This window comes from Cupriavidus sp. FW305-F7, from assembly GCF_058782875.1.
The window spans coordinates 24,616-43,162 of sequence record NZ_JBYSYC010000059.1 but is presented as its reverse complement, the minus strand read 5'-3'; the positions used below and the strand labels follow the sequence as shown (position 1 = coordinate 43,162).

At 63.9% G+C, this 18,547-nt stretch carries 15 protein-coding genes and 2 pseudogenes; 6 read left to right on the top strand and 11 right to left on the bottom strand.

Annotated elements, in window-relative coordinates:
• Positions 1-171: 171 nt before the first annotated feature.
• Both AC3WL8_RS35175 and AC3WL8_RS35170 read right to left on the bottom strand, forming a co-directional pair.
• On the bottom strand, positions 172-597 hold the full coding sequence (locus AC3WL8_RS35175; protein WP_013959515.1) for an ACT domain-containing protein: 426 nt from the start codon (positions 595-597) through the stop codon (positions 172-174).
• Positions 598-1,122: 525 nt separating this feature from the next.
• Entirely contained in the window at positions 1,123-1,983 is an 861-nt protein-coding gene (locus AC3WL8_RS35170) for an MBL fold metallo-hydrolase (RefSeq protein ID WP_492379839.1), read from the bottom strand.
• Positions 1,984-2,067: 84 nt separating this feature from the next.
• Between AC3WL8_RS35170 and AC3WL8_RS35165 the strand changes: the two genes are divergently transcribed.
• The 5 genes from AC3WL8_RS35165 (at position 2,068) to AC3WL8_RS35145 (ending at position 5,511) form a co-directional block, all read left to right on the top strand.
• Positions 2,068-2,400 (top strand): ArsR/SmtB family transcription factor, encoded by a 333-nt coding sequence (locus AC3WL8_RS35165; RefSeq protein WP_013959517.1) that lies wholly within the window; start codon positions 2,068-2,070, stop codon positions 2,398-2,400.
• Positions 2,394-2,828, top strand: a complete 435-nt coding sequence (locus AC3WL8_RS35160) for a YeeE/YedE family protein (protein WP_035825887.1) — start codon at positions 2,394-2,396, stop codon at positions 2,826-2,828. Before AC3WL8_RS35165 ends, AC3WL8_RS35160 begins: the two co-directional genes overlap by 7 nt.
• A 1-nt stretch (position 2,829) precedes the next feature.
• Positions 2,830-3,261, top strand: a complete 432-nt coding sequence (locus tag AC3WL8_RS35155) for a DUF6691 family protein (protein WP_492379838.1) — start codon at positions 2,830-2,832, stop codon at positions 3,259-3,261.
• Between the two features lie 372 nt (positions 3,262-3,633).
• Complete coding sequence (locus AC3WL8_RS35150) at positions 3,634-4,188, top strand: hypothetical protein (RefSeq protein ID WP_492379837.1); 555 nt, start codon at positions 3,634-3,636, stop codon at positions 4,186-4,188.
• Positions 4,189-4,389: 201 nt separating this feature from the next.
• Positions 4,390-5,511: a M24 family metallopeptidase gene (locus tag AC3WL8_RS35145; protein ID WP_492379836.1), complete on the top strand. Its 1,122-nt coding sequence runs from the start codon at positions 4,390-4,392 to the stop codon at positions 5,509-5,511.
• Between the two features lie 3 nt (positions 5,512-5,514).
• Here AC3WL8_RS35145 and AC3WL8_RS35140 read toward each other — a convergent pair whose 3' ends face one another.
• The 4 genes and pseudogenes from AC3WL8_RS35140 to AC3WL8_RS35125 form a co-directional block, all read right to left on the bottom strand.
• Positions 5,515-6,702 (bottom strand): efflux RND transporter periplasmic adaptor subunit, encoded by a 1,188-nt coding sequence (locus AC3WL8_RS35140; protein WP_492379835.1) that lies wholly within the window; start codon positions 6,700-6,702, stop codon positions 5,515-5,517.
• A 6-nt stretch (positions 6,703-6,708) separates the two neighbouring features.
• Positions 6,709-9,054, bottom strand: coding sequence for an ABC transporter permease (locus AC3WL8_RS35135; protein WP_492379834.1), 2,346 nt, complete (start codon positions 9,052-9,054; stop codon positions 6,709-6,711).
• A 14-nt stretch (positions 9,055-9,068) separates the two neighbouring features.
• Entirely contained in the window at positions 9,069-9,821 is a 753-nt protein-coding gene (locus AC3WL8_RS35130; protein ID WP_492379833.1) for an ABC transporter ATP-binding protein, read from the bottom strand.
• A gap of 6 nt (positions 9,822-9,827) precedes the next feature.
• Positions 9,828-10,231 (bottom strand): annotated as a pseudogene (locus AC3WL8_RS35125) (universal stress protein).
• 90 nt (positions 10,232-10,321) lie between these two features.
• Between AC3WL8_RS35125 and AC3WL8_RS35120 the strand changes: the two are divergent.
• A pseudogene (locus tag AC3WL8_RS35120) lies at positions 10,322-10,381 on the top strand (PEP/pyruvate-binding domain-containing protein); the annotation flags it as partial.
• Between the two features lie 199 nt (positions 10,382-10,580).
• Here the strand turns inward: AC3WL8_RS35120 and AC3WL8_RS35115 are convergent.
• The 5 genes from AC3WL8_RS35115 to AC3WL8_RS35095 form a co-directional block, all read right to left on the bottom strand.
• Positions 10,581-11,843, bottom strand: coding sequence for a TolC family protein (locus AC3WL8_RS35115; protein ID WP_492379843.1), 1,263 nt, complete (start codon positions 11,841-11,843; stop codon positions 10,581-10,583).
• 47 nt (positions 11,844-11,890) lie between these two features.
• Complete coding sequence (locus AC3WL8_RS35110; RefSeq protein WP_492379832.1) at positions 11,891-15,028, bottom strand: efflux RND transporter permease subunit; 3,138 nt, start codon at positions 15,026-15,028, stop codon at positions 11,891-11,893.
• Positions 15,028-16,101, bottom strand: coding sequence for an efflux RND transporter periplasmic adaptor subunit (locus AC3WL8_RS35105; RefSeq protein ID WP_211982852.1), 1,074 nt, complete (start codon positions 16,099-16,101; stop codon positions 15,028-15,030). The genes AC3WL8_RS35110 and AC3WL8_RS35105 overlap by 1 nt, the downstream gene beginning before the upstream one ends.
• Positions 16,102-16,496: 395 nt before the next feature.
• Complete coding sequence (locus AC3WL8_RS35100) at positions 16,497-17,870, bottom strand: ATP-binding protein (protein ID WP_492379831.1); 1,374 nt, start codon at positions 17,868-17,870, stop codon at positions 16,497-16,499.
• Positions 17,867-18,535: a winged helix-turn-helix domain-containing protein gene (locus tag AC3WL8_RS35095; RefSeq protein ID WP_153955596.1), complete on the bottom strand. Its 669-nt coding sequence runs from the start codon at positions 18,533-18,535 to the stop codon at positions 17,867-17,869. Before AC3WL8_RS35095 ends, AC3WL8_RS35100 begins: the two co-directional genes overlap by 4 nt.
• Positions 18,536-18,547: the final 12 nt, after the last annotated feature.

The following is an 18,547-nucleotide window of genomic DNA, read 5'->3' as shown; positions in this document are numbered from 1 at the left end:
CTTGTTGTTTCGGTCATAAGGGCGTTTCTTTCGATATCGTCTCATGACCTCAACACACAAGAAATCTGACAGGCTCCCAATCGAATCCGAGGCGTTGTGCACGTCGCGCGAACCGGGCACTCGACGCCTCTCGATACCTATCGCGAGCGCATCATGTGTGAATGCGCTCCTTCAAAGAACGGCTTTGAGGACGTCCGCTGCCCGGTTCGCGTCTGCCTGCGAGTCAACGGCCACGTACGCGACGAATTGCGTACCGATCACCGCCGCTGAGAAGCCACGGAGGTTGATCCCCGCTTCGGCTAGGTCCTCGGTCATTGCAACGGCAAGCCCCGGCTGATTGCTGCCCTGGACTCGAACACAGTGCTGCTTCCGCGCGATATTGAACCCTGCCACGGCCGCCGCCACCATTTCCCGATCTCCCTGCAGCGGTGTGACAAACACGAGGCATTCGCCAGGCCTGTCTGGACTGCGCCGTGCAATGATGAATTGCAGGTCGGCCCCGACATCGCGCAGGGTCGTCAAGATCGCGGCCAGGCCGCCGGGCTTGTCCGGAATGCTCGCCACCCAGACTTCCACTTGTTCCACGAGCAGTTCCATTGTCGCTTCTCCTAGCCCTTCTCGTTCGGTGCAAGCGGCCGCTTCCCGTATCGGCTGGTCATCAGCCGTGGCGCACCATCCATTGAATGGGTGCTCAGCGAGAAGCCGTCTTCTTGGAGCAAACGGTGGACGTGTCTCGATGCCATCGCTTTAGCGGTAGACCAGCACGGGGATCCTGCTATGGGTCAGCACCTTCAGCGAAGCGTCAGTGGCAAGTGCACCACATGATGATGCACCAGAACTGGATGCAGCCGCGCCAACCTTGAGGACTACCGAGGGCGATTACGCTTGCATTTCTGCAAAAGACCGGCCCAGTCGACGACGTCGGTCAGTCTCAAGGCTACTGATTCGAAGTCAGGACCAGCGAACATATGCGTTCGCCTGTCCCCTTCATGCAAATGATAGTGCTCCTCAGATGAAGAGAGTTGATGAAAGACAATACCTGCCTCAACTCGGACTGGTCCACGCCAATCGAGGCGTAGCTCTCATGCGCCACTCATCGGTAAGGTCGGTCACAAACCTGACTCAGATGACGTTTAGCGGGATTTTTAAATAGCGAACGCCATTCGCATCGGGCGGCGGCAACTCCCCGGCTCGGATATTGACTTGCACCGACGGCAGAAGCAGCGTGGGCATCGCCAGCGTCGCATCGCGCGCCTGGCGCATGGCCACGAACTGTTCCTCGCTCACGCCGTCATGCACGTGGATATTGCCTTCGCGCTGAGCGCGCACCGTCGTTTCCCATGCAGGCCCGCGCCCCTCGGGCGGATAGTCGTGACACATGAAGAGCCGTGTATTACTCGGCAGATCCAGCAGCTTGCGGATGGAGCGATACAACTCGTGCGCGTCGCCGCCCGGGAAATCGCAGCGAGCCGTGCCGACGTCCGGCATGAACAGCGTATCGCCGACAAAGACCGCATCACCAATCTGGTAAGCCATGTCGGCGGGTGTATGTCCTGGCACATGAATCGCCCTGCCGGTCAGGCCGCCGACGGCAAACGTCGCTCCGTCGTCGAACAGGTGGTCGAACTGCGACCCGTCGAGCCGGAACTTCGATTCCAGATTGAAGAGTTTCTTGAACACCCCCTGTACACGGCGAATGTTCTGGCCTATTGCTATCTGGCCACCCAGGCGGCGCTTCAGGTATGGCGCGGCAGACATGTGGTCGGCGTGCGCATGCGTCTCGAGAATCCACTCGACACGCAGTTCGTGCGCGCGCACAAACGCAATGACCTTATCAGCACTTGCCGTAGATGTCCGCCCCGCCTTGGGGTCGTAGTCCAGCACTGAGTCGATGATGGCGCACTCGGAGCGCCCCTCCTGAAAGACCACGTACGTCACGGTCCAGGTCGCAGGGTCGAAGAACGGCTGGATAGTCGGGTGCACGCTCGCCTCCTTGGATGCAGTGCATTCTATTCACATACATTCTATTGTTTCATATAATATTAACAAGCAAAATGTAACCGACCTATGGACCAACCCCACTCCGCCATCGACCTCGCCAGCATGCAAGTTGCAGCGGCGCAGGCCTGCGCCCTGCTCAAGGTGCTTGCCAATCCGGATCGCCTGCTGCTGATGTGCCGCCTGTCCCAAGGCGAGCTGTCTGTCGGTGAGCTGGAGGAACAGCTCGGCATCCGGCAGCCGACGTTGTCTCAACAGCTCGGTGTGCTGCGCGAGAACAGCCTGGTGGCGACGCGCCGTGACGGCAAGAGCATCTTCTATTCGGTGGCGAGCCCCCAGGCGCTTGCCGTCATGGCGGTCCTTTATGAACAGTTCTGTGCCAACCAGGAGGCGACATGCTGATTGACCTCGCTAACTTCACGCCCGGCCTGTCACTGGTCGGCGGGCTCATCATCGGTGTGGCAGCCGCCGTGCTGCTGCTGTTCAACGGCCGCATTGCCGGCATCAGTGGCATCTTCGGCGGCCTGCTCAGCCTGCCTCGAAAGGACATGGCCTGGCGCCTGACCTTCCTCGCTGGCCTGGTTGGCGCTCCTGTGATTGCGAGCCTGCTCGGCAAGCCGGCCATTGCGGATATTCAGGCAAGCTGGGGCGAAATCCTGGCCGCCGGCTTCCTGGTCGGCCTTGGCACCCGCTACGCCAGCGGCTGCACCAGCGGCCATGGTGTGTGCGGCATCTCGCGCGGCTCCATCCGCTCGCTGGTCGCCACCCTCACCTTCATGGTGGCGGGATTCCTGACTGTTTTCGTGCAACGGCACCTGATTGGAGGGTGATATGACCGCCATGACTGCACTCCTCGCAGGCTTGCTATTTGGCATTGGCCTGATGGCCTCCGGTATGGCCAACCCTGCCAAGGTGCTGGGCTTTCTTGACCTTGCAGGAACCTGGGACCCGTCCCTCGCTTTTGTGATGGCCGGTGCCATTGCCATTGGCTCGCTCGCCTTCCTCATCGCCAAACACCGCAAGCGCTCCTTCCTGGGGCTGCCTCTGCAACTGCCGGCCAGCACGACCGTAACGCTGCGGCTGGTCCTGGGCAGCGCCGCCTTCGGCGTCGGCTGGGGTCTGGCCGGCTTCTGCCCTGGCCCCGCGCTGGTTGCCCTGGGCGCTGGCTATCCGAAGGCTATTGGCTTTGTGGCAGCAATGGTTGCTGGCATGCTCGTGTTCGAGGTCGCGGAGCGCGCCAAATCAAGCATGCAACGGGCGTAGGCACGCCAGCACTGGCAGCGACGTGCCGTTGGATTGAGGCGTGGCAGAGGAACAAACAATCCGCCGCAGGGCTGGCGCCGACGGGCAAAGTGGCGCGTTGCCCGGTTCCTCCTGACTTGCCGCCCTCATAGTCAAATTCTAGGTATTCCGCCCCGGATGTGTTCCTGGCCAACCGTTTCCTGGCACACCGGAGCATTGCTGATGAGGGCATCAGCAAATGGTCTGCGCAGATTGCTCCGGCGCGCAGACCAGCACATCGATGGGACTGAACGCCCGGTACACCCATCGCTTCGTTGATCCCAATCAACTCAAATCCCTGACCGCCGCATACCTTGGACTAGGAACTGTCATGTTTTCTTAGGAGAATCTCCCATGTCCACCAACCATCGCCTCTCCACCCTTATCACTGCGGCCGTCGTGCTCGCTTGGGCGCCAGCAGCTTTCCCGGCGTCACCGGCTACCGGCACGGAGCATGAGCAGCACCATCCTGAAAAACAACAAAATATGCCTCCGGTCGTAGCCCCCGGAGTTTCCAGCGATGCAAGGCTGGACGCCCAGGTTGCCCACCTGCGTGCCATCAGAGAGCGGCTTGCGCGGGCCAAGACGCCGGAAGAGCGCCAGGCCCTCTTGGCTGAACGCCATCAGGTCATGCAAGATGCAATGGCCATCATGCAAAAGGACATGATGAAAATGGGCGGCCCTGCTCGTATGGCTCCTGGCAAAAGAGTCGCCAAGGGAAACGCCCCATCAAATCAAATGCAAATGTGCCAAGACATGGCGGGTAGTCACATGGCGTTCATGCAGGAAATGATGCAGACGATGGCCAACGACCAAGGCATGGGTCCGGGCATGGGTCCGGGCATGGGTCCGGGAATGGGTCCGGGCATGGGCCCGGGCATGGGTAGAACGATGGCGCCAGGCGGATGATTGGTCTAGCCGTAAGGCTTGGCCCTCGCGCGGACCGATCCCGTTGGACCGGCGACCTGCCAGCCCCTTGCCGTCCGGCCGTGCGCGCTTGCGACAGCAGTCCCGCTGCAGCGGCAGAACGGAGTGAGCGTCTGCGAAGCTTTCAGCGTAGCGTCGCCCGGCGCCGAAGCGTGTGGATATGCCCGAAGTGAGGATCACATCATGGACAAGCCGGTCTTTGATTACGCGGCCCGTTGGCAGCGCGCGGCGGCTTTGATGGAGCAGCAGGACGTCGACGCGCTGCTGCTGATGAAACCTGCAAATCTTGCATATTTCACTGGCGACGGTCGACCTTGCGCGCTGGCGCTGCTGACTCGCACGCTGCATTGTGTTGTTGCCGTGCCGGCTTGTGATCTAGCCAGCATTCGTCGCACTTCCGTCGCAACCGAGCTTCGCTCTTTCCAGAGCGAAGTCGAGATGTTCCACGGCTTCCGCGATGTATTAAAGGAACTCGACCTTACACAGGCAACGATTGCCATCGAGAAGAACTTTTTCGACGCCGCCTTATATGATGTCTTTGTTGCCCACATCCTACCGAAAGCCCATGTTGTATCCGCTACACCAATTGTTTCGCAACTCCGCATGTTGAAGGACGTGGCCGAAATGGCAAGCATAAAGGCTGCCGCTAAAGTAGCAGACTCGGGGATGGATGCGGTTTCGCGTGCGCTGCGGCCGGGGATTCGGGAAATCGAGATCGCCGGTGAAGCAGAATTCGCCATGCGAAAGGCTGGCGCCGAGGGATGGGCATCGGTAACGTATGTCGCCTCCGGCTGGAGAGCGGCGATGGCTCACGGTCCTGCATCCCGGAAAACCATCGCACCCGGAGAAGTCGTTCAGGTCCACCTCGCTCCAATTGTGGACGGATACACTGCAGACTTATGCAGGACGTTTCTTGTCGAGCCGATAGCTACTGACGCGGCGAAGGCATTGAGAGCCTACGTTATGGCGCAGGAGCGTGGAATTGCCGCGGCAGTCCCCGGGGCGGATCTGATGGGCATTGACGGTGCGATGGCTGCCTCGCTCGAACACGAAGGTTATGGGGACAAGTTCCTACGCCCTGTGTTCCATGGTATCGGGATCGAACATGAAGAGGCTCCCATCCCGGGCGGTCATGCAGTTGTCCATGGCGAGCAAAAAGTCGATCATGTGATGGCGGGTATGGTACTCGGCGTCGGAAACTGCGGCATCTATCGCGAAGACTACGGTGTACGGGTCGAGGACACGATTTGGGTAAGCGAAGAAGGTCCGGTTCCCCTGACATGCTATCCGAAGCTCATTCACTGAAGGCTACGGAATGCTGCGTTCGATCACGCGCTGGCCGTCCGCCAGGTTGTTCGATGGATAGCGGATCAACTGGAGGCCCTCGGGCAGGGGATCAAGCAATTCGGCCTCCTCCGCATTCCTGTGACCGATTCGCACTTCGCGCCGTGCCGCGCGGCCATTCACGACCGAGAACACGCACCATGACGCCGTGTCGCACCGGAAGATCGAACTGACCGGGATTTTGAGCGCATTCTCTGCCCGCCATAGGCGGATCCTGGCGATCACCCGAAAGCCATCTCCCAGCTGCGCAGGCGGTTCGATCACGTCAATAATCACATTGGTCCGTTTTTCCTCGATGCCGAGGACCGATATCTTGGTGAAGGCATGCGGCTCGACCCGCCGCACGATACCGCGGACCTGCGAGTCGCCGCCCCAGCCGTCAATATGCACGGGCATCCCCGCTTGCACCTTCACCGCTTCGGTGGACAGCAGTTCCGCCACGATCTCCAGGTCGTGCGGATCGCCGAGCGTCAGCAACGGCGTGCCTGCGCTCACGATCCGTTCACTGCGTTCGGGCAGTTCCAGCACCGCCCCTGCGACAGGGGCCGTCACCGCGACCATGGACGAGGACCCGCCCTTGAGCTCGCGCAATGCCAGCATGCCGGCCTCGGCCACCCGGACCTCCTCCAGTGCTGCGCTGGCCCGTGCCTGCGCCGCTGCCAGTTCATTGCCCGCGGTAATGCCAAGATTGGCGGCCTGCTCGCCCGCTTGCGCCGACAGGAAGCGCTCGCGCACCAGGCGGTCGATCCGCTGCCGCTCGCGCTGGGCTTGCGCATAGTCCTCGGCAGCGTGTCGGACCCGTTCCAGCGCCTCCCGATGCATTGCCCGCGCGGCGGCCACCCTGGCCCGCACCTCCTCCTGCTCCCGCGCACTCAGCGGCAATGGCGCCAGTTCGGCGAGGACCTGTCCGGCCTCGACCAGGTCGCCTTCGCGCAGTCCGATGCGCATCAGCCTGCCGCTGACCGGCGCCGTCACGACAAAGCGCTCCTTGCTTCGGGTCTCGCCCTCCTCGCTGGTCGTGACCTCGAGCGGGCCGCGCACGGCCTGCACCGTGTCAACCACCAACGGCGCAGGCATCAGCAGGTAGGCGGATTCGGCGATCAGCCCGATGGCGGCGAGGACGATGGCGGCCGTACCGCCCGACAGGCGCATGGCGTGCTACTCCCGCGTCTTCAGCACAGCGACCAAGTCAAGGTGCTGGAGGCGCCGCAAGGCAAGCAGGCCTGCCACGAGCGCGGCGCACGCTGCGGGCACCATGGCGAAGATGAGCGTGGTCCGCTCCAGCACAAGCGGAATCCGGAAGGCATCCCGATCGAACACCGGCACCAGCAGTGCGCAAAGGCCATAGCCTACGGCGATGCCGAACGGCAATGCCGCGGCCGTCAGCAGCGCCTGTTCGCCAATCAGGATGGTTGCGACTTCGCCCAGCGAGAAGCCCAGGACTCGCAGGCTCGCCAGCTCGTTGCCGCGCTCGGAGAGCGCAATGCGGATATTGTTGTAGACCACGCCGGCGACGATGACCGAGGCAAACCCCGCCAGGACCAGGCTCGAAATGACGAAGGTACGATCCAGCGTATTGCCGATGCTTTCCAGCACCGCACTGCGCACGATGACGGAGCTGATCGCCGGCAGGCGCTTCAGCCTCCTGTACAGCGGCTCCGCCATCCGCGTGTCGATGCGCAGATGGACGCCACTGATGGCGGGGCTTTCGCCGAGATGCCGCGACAATGCCTGGCGCTCCACATAGGCGCCAAGGCCTAGCAGGTCGTCAACGGTCGCTGTCACCGGCAGGGTGAAAACGTTGCGCCGGCCCTCCAGCAACGCCACCTCGACCCGGTCGCCGACTTGCAGGTGCAAGGCCGCTGCCAGCCTGGCGGAGATGACCACTCCATCCGCGCTGACCTGCTGGCGCCCCATGGTATGGCCGACCACCTCGTGCAGGTCCGAATCGGCGTCAAGGCCCGTGAGTTCCACCCGCTTCGCGCGGTGGCCGTGGCGTAGCCAGACCGGGGCAACCCGAAAGCTTTCAGCTCGCAGGATGCCGGGCAGCTGCACCACGTCGAAGACGGCGGCGGCGGGTTGTGGGTCGGTGAAGATCAGCGTCACGTCGTCGTGCTGTGCCCGGCCGAACTGCAATGCGAGAATCTGGTTCACCCCGTCCAGCCCGAACCTACCGACCACCATCAACCCGACGGCCAGGGCGATCCCCATCATCGAAAGCGCGGCCTTGCCCGGCCGCCGGGCAAGGTTGCGGAGGATCAGGCGCAACGGGATCGGCATCGCGCGCAGCAGGCCGATGCGATCCAGCAGGCCCGCGCGGAAACCCTCGGGCAGCTCTGGTCGCATGGCTTCGGCGGGCGGCAACCTGGTCGCGCGCCACACCGAGGCGCCGGCCCCAACCGTCGCCGCCGCTGTGCTCGCCAGCACGGCCAGCACCAGCGCGCGCGGGCTGAGCTCGGCCTGCAGTTGCGGAAAGTGGAAGTACTGGCGATACAGAGCCACCATCAGCTGCGCCAAATAGAAGCCTCCCGGTATCCCGGCTGCGATGCCGACCCCGACGGTGACAAGTCCGAACCGCAGGTACTGAAGGGCGACAGTGCGACCTGCATAACCGAACGCCTTGAGCAAGCCGATCTCGGCGCGCTGGACGGTTACGAGTCGGCTCAGCAGCGCGTACAGGAGGAATGAGGACACCGCGAGAAACATCGCCGGCACGTACGTGGCGGTGATGCCGATCTCGGCGAGCTCGTCGGTCAGGAACCGATGGGACAGCTGGTCCTCCCTGCCGTAGGCCCCGAGGCTGCCGTAGCGCGCCAGCAGGCGGTCGAGCGGGCCGATGACCTGGCGCGCATCCGCGCCTACGTCGAGCGTTAGCGCCACATCGTTGAACGCGCCCTCCATGCCGAACGCTGATGCAATCGCATCCCGACCCATCCACAGCACGCCGAAGCGGCGGTTATCCGGGAACACCATGCCCGGGCCGACTTCATAGACATATTCGGGGGATATTCCGATGCCGACCACTTCCAACTGTCGTTCGCGCCCGTTAAGGATGGCTGTGACGCGGGAGCCCACCTCCAGACCGTTCGCGGCAGCAAATGCGGCGCTGGCCACGACCTCGCCCTCCCGGGCGGGGCTCGGATAGTTTCCGTACAACAGGAAGAGCGCGTTTGCCACTGGCACGCCGGTGGCCGGCAAGGAAACCAGCCGCAGGGTGGCGGGCTCGCTGAAGCCTGGCACATCGCCGGTCACGTCGCGCACGATCCGCGTCTCAACGCCCCTGACGCCTGACAGGGCACGAATCTGGTCGGCGACACCTCCCGGCGCACGCTTGACATTGGCGAACACATCAGCAAATCGGTGGCTGGCGTAGTAGCGCTCCTGCGCGATCGCCAGTGACTGCCAGGCGCCTTGCATCCCGACCAGGACGGCGATGCCGCAGGCAACCACCAGCGCGGCGGCGATCACCTGCCCGCGCAGCCGCCATAGGTCGCGCCCCAGCATTTTCGTTCGGACGCTTACCATGACAGCTCCGAGGGGCTGGCGCGCGTGGCATGGCGCTCGATGCCGGTGATGCTCCCGCTGCTGATATGAACAACGCGGTCGGCCATCGCCGAGATCGCTGCATTGTGCGTGATGACCACGGTAATAGCGCCCAGCTCGCGGTTCACCCGTTCCAGCACCTCAAGCACCAGCTTTCCCGTGCTGTAGTCGAGCGCGCCGGTTGGCTCGTCGCACAGCAGGATGTCCGGGCGCTTGGCCACAGCGCGCGCGATGGCCACGCGCTGTTGTTCGCCGCCGGAGAGTTGCGCCGGAAAGTGATCCTTGCGCTGCACCAAACCCACCATGCCGAGCGCACGCAGCGGCTCCAACGGGTGCAGGGCGATCTCCGTGACCAGGGCGACGTTTTCCAGCGCGGTGAGACTGGGGATCAGGTTATAGAACTGGAAGACAAAGCCAATGTGCTCACGCCGGTAGCGAGTCAGGCCCGTGTCATCTGCCTCGGTAAGGTCGTGATCGCGATACACCACCGTCCCGGTACTGGGCCGATCCAGGCCGCCGAGGATATTCAGCAGCGTCGACTTCCCGCTCCCCGAGGCACCCAGCAGCACCACGAATTCGCCACCGAACAGGTCGAGGTCGATGCCAGCCAGTGCGCGGACCTGGATCTCGCCCATGTCGTAGGTCTTACTGACGTTCCGCAGCCGAAACAGCGGCTCGCGGCCGTTCGCGGTGCCGTTGCCACTGCCTGTCGGGATGACGGCGTTCATCCGCGCCTACGCTGGCATGGCCTTCGGCTTGATCAGCACCACCGGGCACGGCGCATGCGCGATCACGCGGCTCGCAACCGAGCCCATGATGGCGTCCAGGAACGCCCCGCGTCCATGCGTGCCCATGATGATGGCCTCGGCGTCGACCGACTGGGCGTATGCCACGATGCGCTCAGGGGCGAACCCTACCAAGCCGTGCCAGGCCGTTTGCACCCCAGCTGCCTGCAGGATATCAATTTCGGATTTCATGACCCTGGCGTTCTCGTCGGCATGCCAGGCCTCGATGTCTTGCTTGTTGATGTAGGACTTGACCTCACGCACACGTCCTCCCTGAACAGTTTCCGACTCGCCACGAATTGCGCAGCCGCATCGCTAAAGGCCGATCCGTCGGTCGCCAGGACAATATTCATGCATCGCACCCTCCGCATTACATGCGAAAACGTCATGGGTATGAATCCCTATTCGGCCTCTTACATGACGCGCTCACGCTTTAACCATTCCGTTCGAGCGCGACCGCCGAGGATTTGCCGGATGCGAGTTTCGCCGGACAACAGGAAACCGGAGATCTCGCGCATATGGCATACCACCGCCTACCCGAAGTTGCCCTTCCATTGGTCGAAATGGACTGTACACCATACGCGGCGGGCGTAATGTAATATCCAGCGCATCAGGAAAGGCTCCTCGGAGCCGGCGCAGCACTCTCGGCCGAGCAGCACTAGTCCGCCGGCATGGCTGCTAGAACCGGCATCGGCCAACGCTTCAGTCATCAAAGTCCCACAGTTGATGCAGATCCAGTCGTAGCCGACTGTCGGCCTCCAGCGTATCAACCACGGCCGCGCGCTCAGCCAGCATGGTGTCGGCCAACGCGCGCCGAATCATCAATAGCTCGCTCAAGCTGGTTTCACCCGCTTTGTAGGCGCGCCCCGTGCGCTCGGCAGCACTGCGCTGTAGTGCAAGCGCCTCGGACAGCGCCTTGGCGGCGGCCCGCTTGCCCTCTAGGCCACCGTATAGCACCTCGAACTCGGCACTGATCCGACGCTCCACCGCCACGCGGCGGCGGGCTGCCGCCTCCGCGTCGGCAGCGGCGGCCACTGCCACCGAACGCCGGTGCGCGGAGCCAAGCGGCATGCTGACGCTCACGCCCGCGATCCGCTCCGCACCGCCGCGCTCGATGGTAACGAACACGCCCACTGTCGGGTCAGGCTTGCGCTCCAGATCGCTGCGCCGGGCCTGCCGCTGCGCTTGTGTTTCCTCGGACAGGGCGAGGCGAAATTCATGGCTGTCCTCCACATAGCGATTGCGCAGCGACCCGGTAGGGCCATCCGGCAAGGGCTGCAGGCGAGCGTCGGCAGGCAGGCCACCGGGTATCCCAAGGCTCGGAAAGCGCGCCCGCAACTCCGCTTGCGCTGCCGCTTCCGCCGCCCGCGCGCTGGCCAGTGCCGCCGCGGTACGGGCACGCTCGGCCAGCAGGAGTTCATGGTCCATGCGCGCCGCGTCGCCCAACTGGACGCGCCGTGCGGTGATGGTTGCCAGTTCGGCGGCAAGCCTGTCATTGCCCTGCGCCGCCAGCTGTACCTGCTGCGCGCGCAGCGCTCCGAACCACAGCGACAGAATCTGCCGCGAGACTTCGTGGCGCGCATCCATCACCGCAAGCTGGCCGGACTGCGCCGTCGCGTCCGCCAGCGCGCCATCGGCGTCGGCCTTGCCCCATAGCCGCAACGGCCGTTCCAGCGCCAATTGTCCTTCGGCATACCGCTCGGACGGCTCCCGCACCTGACGGCCCTGCCCGGTCGCGCGCACCACGGCCTCGGCGGTGCCGGCACGGATGCCGGCCGCGCGGGCCAGCACGGCGTCGCGACGAGCTTCGGCCATCTGTACATCCGGCGACTGGCTGACAGCGTCGCGCACGGCGGCTTCGCCGGGCAGGATGCCGGCCTCCTCCGTTATGGCAGCCTGCGCCCTCGCGGCGCCAGTCATTGCGGCGGTTGCGGATATAACGGCGATCGAGGACGCTACGGTCATGGCAGTAGCTGCGACAAGCGTGCGTATCGTGTTTTTCTTCACGCTATTCATTGCGTCTCCCCTTGTTCCATGCGGGCGCGACTTTCCTGACGCGAACGCGCCACACCGAATCGCTCGAACAGAAGCGGCAACAGCAGCAAGGTCAGTGCGGTCGAGCTAACCAGCCCTCCCGAGACAACGATGGCCAAGGGTCGCTGGATCTCCGAGCCCGGACCGCTTGCCAGCAGCAACGGGATCATGCCCAGCGCGGTGATGCAGGCGGTCATCAAGACTGGCCGCAAGCGATCCCGCACGCCCGTACGCACGGCCTCGGCCACCGGTCGCCCTTCCTCCAGCAAGGTATTGAAATGCGAGACCAGCACCACACCATTGAGCACCGCAATGCCCAGCAACGCGATAAAGCCGACCGAGGCCGGCACTGAGAGGTATTCACCTGCCAGCCGCAGCGCGGCGATACCTCCCACTAGGGCGAAGGGAATGTTCGCGATCACCAGCACCGCCTGGCGGACCGAGCGGAAGGTCAACATAAGCAGCAGGAAGATGGCACCCAGCGCCAGCGGCACCACCAACGCGAGACGCGCGGCCGCACGTTGCTGGTTTTCGAACTGTCCGCCCCAAACTATACGCAAGCCCTTGGTCAGGCTGGCAAGGCCCGCAACCGCAGCTTGCCCCTCCTGCACGAAGCCGGTCAGGTCGCGCCCTTCCACGCTGACCTGGATTACCGCGAATCGCTCGCCGTCCTCATGATTGATCCGTACAGGGCCCTCCACGCGCTGCACCTGCGCCAGCGAGGTCAATGGCCACACTTTGCCATCGGGTGCCGTCACTTGCAGGCTGGTGAAGGTTTCAGGCATCTGACGCAGGCTCTCGCCGCCCCGCAGGATCAGCGGGGTGCGCACCGTGCCCTCCGGCACGATACCGATCCGCTCGCCCTCCACTTGCGCGCGCAGCAATGCCTGCAGCGCATCGCCGGAAAGCCCGGCGCGGCCGACAGCGGCGCGGTCCAGCACAAGCGTGAGATACTGCACGCCCTCGTTGCTGGGCGCTATCACTTCGGCGGCGCCGGGGACTTTGCGCACGCGTGCGGCGATGGCCTGCGCAGCGGTATCGATGGCACCGAGATCAGTGCCGAACACCTTGATCGCCACGTCACCGCGTGTGCCCGTCAACATTTCCGAGACACGCATCTCGATCGGCTGCGTGAAGCCGTACACCACGCCCGGGAAGCGCTCCATGACGCGGCGAATGGCAATGGCGATGTCTTCCTTGCTGCCGCGCCACTGGTCCTTGCCCTTGAGCACGAGGAAGGTGTCGGTTTCGTTCAGCCCCATCGGGTCGAGCCCGAGATCGTCCGAGCCGGAGCGTGCCACGATCGAGCGGATCTCCGGCACCTCTGCCATCAGCGCCTGCTGCACCCTCAGATCCAGGTCCACCGAGGTCCCCAGTGACACCGAGGGCGCCTTCTGCAACTGCACGATCAAGTCGCCTTCATCCATGGTGGGCATGAAGGTCTTGCCCACCGACAGATACAGCGCCACAGCCAAAACCAGAGCCACCCCCGCCGCGGCGAATACCGTGCGACGGTGCCCGGTGCTCCAGTCCTGCAGGCGAGCGAATCCGCTGGCGACCTTGCGCATCACATAAGGCGCCTCGTCGGCATGGGCGCGTAGCAGCAGCGATGCCAGCGCTGGCACCACGGTGAACGCGATCAGCACCGAAGACGCCAGTGCCAGCACGATGGTCAGTGCCACCGGCACGAAGAGCTTGCCCTCCAGGCCCTCTAACGACAATAGCGGCAGGAACACGATAGCGATGATCGAGACCCCGGCCAACATCGGCACAGCCACGCCGGCCACAGCATGGCGGATCACCGCGCCGCGCAGCGACGGATCGCTCTTGTGCCCGTACGAGCGCGCCAGTGCAGACTCAATGCCCTCCACCACTACCACCGACGCGTCCACCAGCATCCCCAGCGCAATCGCCAAGCCGCCGAGGCTCATCAGGTTGGCAGTCAGGCCCACGTAGCGCATCAGCAGAAAGGTCGCCAGCATCGATAGCGGTAATGTGGCTGCCACCACCAGCGCCGCGCGCACGCCGCCGAGGAACAGGTACAGCGTCACAACCACCAGCAGGCTGGCTTCGATCAGCGCGTGCACCACCGTACTGGCGGCACGCGTAACCAGCTCGCCGCGGTTGTAGAACACATGGGTGGACATGCCCTGGGGCAATTGCGGGTGGAGCGCGTCCAGCCGGGCCTGCACGGCGGTGACTAGCTGGCGGGCATCGGCGCCACGCAGGCCCAATACCAGGCCTTGCACCGCCTCACCGCGACCGTCCTTGCTGACCGCGCCGTTGCGCGTGGCTACGCCGAGCCTGACAGTGGCCACATCACCCACGGTTACTACAGGCATGCCGCTTCCTGAAATGGGTGAAGCAGAGGACGAAGCAACTGCAATCCGCCTCAAGTCTTCCACGCCGCGCACACCGCCTTCCACGCGCACCACCCAGTTCTCGTCGCCCTGCACCACCCGCCCGGCACCGTCATTGCGGTTGTTCGTGTCGAGTGCCTGGCGTAATTGCTCCAGCGTAACCGCTCTGGCACGTAGCCGTGCGGGGTCGGGAATCACCTCAAAGCTGCGCACCTCGCCGCCCAGTGCGTTGACATCCGCCACGCCGGGCACCGTGCGCAGCGCTGGGCGGATCACCCAGTCGAGCACCCGTCGGCGTTCTGCAAGGGAGAATGCATCGCCCTCGACCGTGAACATGAACATCTCGCCCAGCGGCGTGGTGATGGGTGCCATCCCGCCGACGGCGTTGGCCGGCAGGTCGCGCAGCAGGCCGGCGAGCCGCTCGGACACCTGCTGGCGGGCCCAGTAGGTATCCACGCCCTCCTCGAAATCGACCGTCACGTCGCTGATGCCGTACTTGGACACAGAGCGCACGATGGTCTTGCGGGGGATGCCGAGCAACTCTTGCTCGATCGGCGTGGACACGCGTTGCTCGACTTCCTCCGGCGTCATGCCGGGAATCTTCAAGATGACCTTGACCTGAGTCGGTGAGATATCCGGAAACGCATCGATTGGCAGATTCGTGTAAGCCCACGCCCCGGCCGCCGCCAGCACGCAGGCAGCGATCAGCACCAGCGCCCGCTGGCGCAGGGAGAATTCAACTAGGCTGGCCAGCATCACTGAGCCCCCGCCAACATGCCCTTGAGCGCGCCCACGCCGGCAACCGCCACGCGTGTGCCTGCCGGCAGCGCGCCACGGACGGTCGCCCCGGCCTCGTTCACGGCCTCGATCACCACAGCCTGGTAGCGGACGCCAGTCTTGGTTGCCACGAACACACCGGGCATGCCGCGCCAGTATGTCAGTGCGGTGGGGGGTACCCCCACGCGGCCTGCGCCAGTGGCGTCTGGCGTTCCGCGCAAGTGCACGATTGCATTGACGCTTTCGCCAGCCTGCAGGCTGCCGCGCTTGTCCAGCACGGCGCGCACGCGCACGGCTGCAGTGCCGTCGCTAACCGGCACTACGCCGGCCACCTGGCCGGTGGCGCCGCGCTGGCGGACTTCAACGCGCTCGCCGCCAGTCGGGGCTGGCATGTCGCGGCCAACAAGCAAGTCCAGCTCCAGCGCGGTCGGATCGACAACGTGAAACAACGGCGCCGCCCCGTCCACGCGCGTGCCGGGCATGGCATTCACCTCTGCGATCAGGCCCGCCCGGCCTGCGACCAATTGGGGCTCGCCTGAGCCACCGGAGAATACGATGCCCGTAGCAGCCATTTCGGCCTCGCGTGCGCGCACCGTGGCGGCCGCCTCCGTGGCGCGCGCTTGTGTGGCCTGCCAGCGGCTGCCTGAAATAATACCGTCGTCATGCAAGCTGCGGTCCCGCGCCAGCGCCTGCCGTGCCAGGTTTGCTTGCGAGCGCGCCTCGGTCAGCGCACGTCCGGCTTCGAACAGTTGCGGGCTGGCAAAGGTGGCCAGCGGCTGGCCGGCGCGCACCGGCTGGCCGATTGCCACTAGCACGCGCGAGACCATTCCGGGGTACGGCGCGGCCACCACGTACTGCGCATCGGGCTTGAGCACCACGCGTCCGCTGGCGCCGATTTCGAGCTGGGCTGCTGCGCTCACCGGGCTGAATCGCACACCGAGCGACTGGATCTGGGCGGCGGACAGGACCAAGGCCTGCGCGCACGCGAGGCTATGGGCAAACAGTGTCGATGCGACAAGCGTGCCAACGACAAGACTTTTAGGATGAAACATTCCTGACTCCAGTACAGGATGAAAACATTCGACGCGCCTTGACCCAGAGCGCGAGCGCGTACTGCCAGAATGGCTAGCGGGAGATCAGGAAGTAACTGCGTTGCTCCTCACGGCGACATACATTTCCACTCTAAGTGACCATGTATTTTTTTCGATTTTCATTCCGTCTCCCGCGCTAGTTGCGCCAACAAGAGGCCAGCACCTTCGCACTAACGCCTTGAACATTCCCAACTGCTATCGTTGAAGCTACATCGGACGCCGGACCCGCCCTTGATGCAGATCAACCCCCATGACATGTGCTTGCAGACGCCCACCCCTACGATTTGGCCCCGGACACCGGGTGCGTCCTGTTCATTCCATGCTGGTCACAACGCATAAAGACCAGAGAAGCACTCTCAACCGGTTTGGCGACCGCCCTGGCCACTGACGTGAACTGCGAGTCCGCCCAATGCCGCCGACCGATTGACCTCAATTTCCAACTGGTGAACTGCCGCAATGCGTCGTACGATCGACCAGCCGAGCCCGCTGCCGCTCTCGCCGCTACCAGGAACCCGAAAGAACCGCTCCCCAAGTCTGCGGGAGTCGGTCTCAGCGAGACCGGGTCCGCTGTCTTCAACAAGCAACTCAACTCGCCCGGCGTGCTGCAGCACGCTCACCCTCACCCGCGCAAAGGGCGGACTATATCTCAGCGCGTTGTCGACCAGATTACGAGCCAGGGCGACCAACAGCGCCTCGTTGCCGGGAAGGCTGCAGGGTTCGGTGGCTTCGAACTCTAGACTCTGATTCTTGCCAATCGCCCTCGGTGCCAGTTCGGCCACCACCTGCTGAACCAGTGTCCGCAGGTCGACTTCTGCCAAGGTGGGGGTTGCGTTGGCTTCCAGCCTCGACAAGGTAAGCAACTGCTCCACCAGTCGTGTAGCGCGGTCGCAACCGTCCAACGTGCGCCGAAGCGCGTCTCTTCGCAAAGCATCGTCGGTCTCGCCCAACGCTACCTGCGCTTGCACGCGGATTGCCGCAATCGGTGTACGCAGTTCATGCGCAGCGTCTGCGGTGAAGCGACGTTCCGACTCCAACAGCGTACCAATGCGCTCGAACAGGCCGTTCAGCGCATTCACCATGGGCACCATTTCGGAGGTGATGCCTTCAACCCTTACCGGGTGCAGCGCTTGCGCAGGGCGTTCCGCAAGTGCACGCCCGAGTCGCCGCATCGGTTTGACGCCCTGGTACACCGCCCACCAGACCGCCAGCGCCAGCAATGGCAGCGCCAGGGCCATCGGCCACAACGTACTGTGCAGCACAGCCCAGAGAATTGAAGCCCGCGAACTCGCTTGCTCGCCCACGTAGACCTGTACGTCCCGCTCTCCCCCATGCGTAGCGAAAACGCGCCACGTGAGGCCTGCAATCTGCACCGTCGCAAATCCCGTCTTGAAGCCCTTGTCTCGTTCGACCAGCGCCACCGCCGGCGCGTTAGCAGATCGAAGCGCGAGACGCCCTTCGTGAAAAACCTGAAATGCGACTTTGGGAGCGTATCGGTGGAGGCTGGGCGCGTCGATGCCCTCGCCGTCCCTATCTATCTCATGCATCTCATGCGTTTGCTGCACCACCAGTAACGCAGCGGCCTGAGCCAGGTGGCTATCAAGCAATTCGTCGAGTTCGTGCCGAGCGTCGAACCAGGTCATCGCCGCAGTGGCCAGCCATACAGTTACCACCACGGCGAGGACCAGCGTGACCAGCCGGCCTTGCAGCGAAGTAGGTGGCGCATTATTCATTTTTTGGAATCGCGTGGAAGGATGTAGCCAACGCCGCGCACCGTATGGATCAAAGCAGCCCCAAGCTTTCGCCGCAGATTGTGAATGTGCACTTCGATTGCATTACTTTCCACTTCTCGCCCCCAGCTATACAAATGCTGCTCGAGTTGCTCACGTGAAAGTACCTGGTCGGCATGTAGCATCAGCACATGCAGGAGGTCGAACTCGCGAGCGGACAGCGCGACAGACTCGCCCTCTAGCTGCACGGTTCTGGCGGCCGGATCGAGAACGACGTCTCTTATGCGCAGGCGCTCCTGTGGTTGGCCGTGTGCGCGGCGTATCAGCGCGCGCAACCGCGCGGCTAGTTCATGCAGATCCACCGGCTTAATGACATAGTCGTCAGCACCAATATTGAGCCCCCGGATACGATCCGGCACTGCGTCGCGCGCGGTCAGAACGAGGACAGGCACGGCGCTGCCGGCCCGCCGGACCTCAATCAGGACATCCATGCCATCTTTGAGCGGCAGACCGAGATCGAGCACTGCAGCCGCGTAGGGATGAGCGCGCAACTCGCGCTCTGCGGCTTCGCCGTCGCGCACCCAGTCCACATGAAAGCCGAGCTGCCGCAGCCCGGCTCTTAGGCCTTCTCCTATCAGCGGGTCGTCTTCGGCAAGCAGGATGCGCATGGTTAATAGTCT

What these genes read in the sequence shown, in the direction of transcription:
- AC3WL8_RS35100 (WP_492379831.1), bottom strand. Translation starts at nt 17,870, where the DNA reads ATGAATAATGCGCCACCTACTTCGCTGCAAGGCCGGCTGGTCACGCTG.
- AC3WL8_RS35110 (WP_492379832.1), bottom strand. Translation starts at nt 15,028, where the DNA reads ATGCTGGCCAGCCTAGTTGAATTCTCCCTGCGCCAGCGGGCGCTGGTG.
- AC3WL8_RS35140 (WP_492379835.1), bottom strand. Translation starts at nt 6,702, where the DNA reads ATGCGCCTGTCGGGCGGTACGGCCGCCATCGTCCTCGCCGCCATCGGG.
- AC3WL8_RS35165 (WP_013959517.1), top strand. Translation starts at nt 2,068, where the DNA reads ATGGACCAACCCCACTCCGCCATCGACCTCGCCAGCATGCAAGTTGCA.
- AC3WL8_RS35160 (WP_035825887.1), top strand. Translation starts at nt 2,394, where the DNA reads ATGCTGATTGACCTCGCTAACTTCACGCCCGGCCTGTCACTGGTCGGC.
- AC3WL8_RS35095 (WP_153955596.1), bottom strand. Translation starts at nt 18,535, where the DNA reads ATGCGCATCCTGCTTGCCGAAGACGACCCGCTGATAGGAGAAGGCCTA.
- AC3WL8_RS35135 (WP_492379834.1), bottom strand. Translation starts at nt 9,054, where the DNA reads ATGCTGGGGCGCGACCTATGGCGGCTGCGCGGGCAGGTGATCGCCGCC.
- AC3WL8_RS35175 (WP_013959515.1), bottom strand. Translation starts at nt 597, where the DNA reads ATGGAACTGCTCGTGGAACAAGTGGAAGTCTGGGTGGCGAGCATTCCG.
- AC3WL8_RS35150 (WP_492379837.1), top strand. Translation starts at nt 3,634, where the DNA reads ATGTCCACCAACCATCGCCTCTCCACCCTTATCACTGCGGCCGTCGTG.
- AC3WL8_RS35145 (WP_492379836.1), top strand. Translation starts at nt 4,390, where the DNA reads ATGGACAAGCCGGTCTTTGATTACGCGGCCCGTTGGCAGCGCGCGGCG.
- AC3WL8_RS35105 (WP_211982852.1), bottom strand. Translation starts at nt 16,101, where the DNA reads ATGTTTCATCCTAAAAGTCTTGTCGTTGGCACGCTTGTCGCATCGACA.
- AC3WL8_RS35155 (WP_492379838.1), top strand. Translation starts at nt 2,830, where the DNA reads ATGACCGCCATGACTGCACTCCTCGCAGGCTTGCTATTTGGCATTGGC.
- AC3WL8_RS35130 (WP_492379833.1), bottom strand. Translation starts at nt 9,821, where the DNA reads ATGAACGCCGTCATCCCGACAGGCAGTGGCAACGGCACCGCGAACGGC.
- AC3WL8_RS35115 (WP_492379843.1), bottom strand. Translation starts at nt 11,843, where the DNA reads ATGACCGTAGCGTCCTCGATCGCCGTTATATCCGCAACCGCCGCAATG.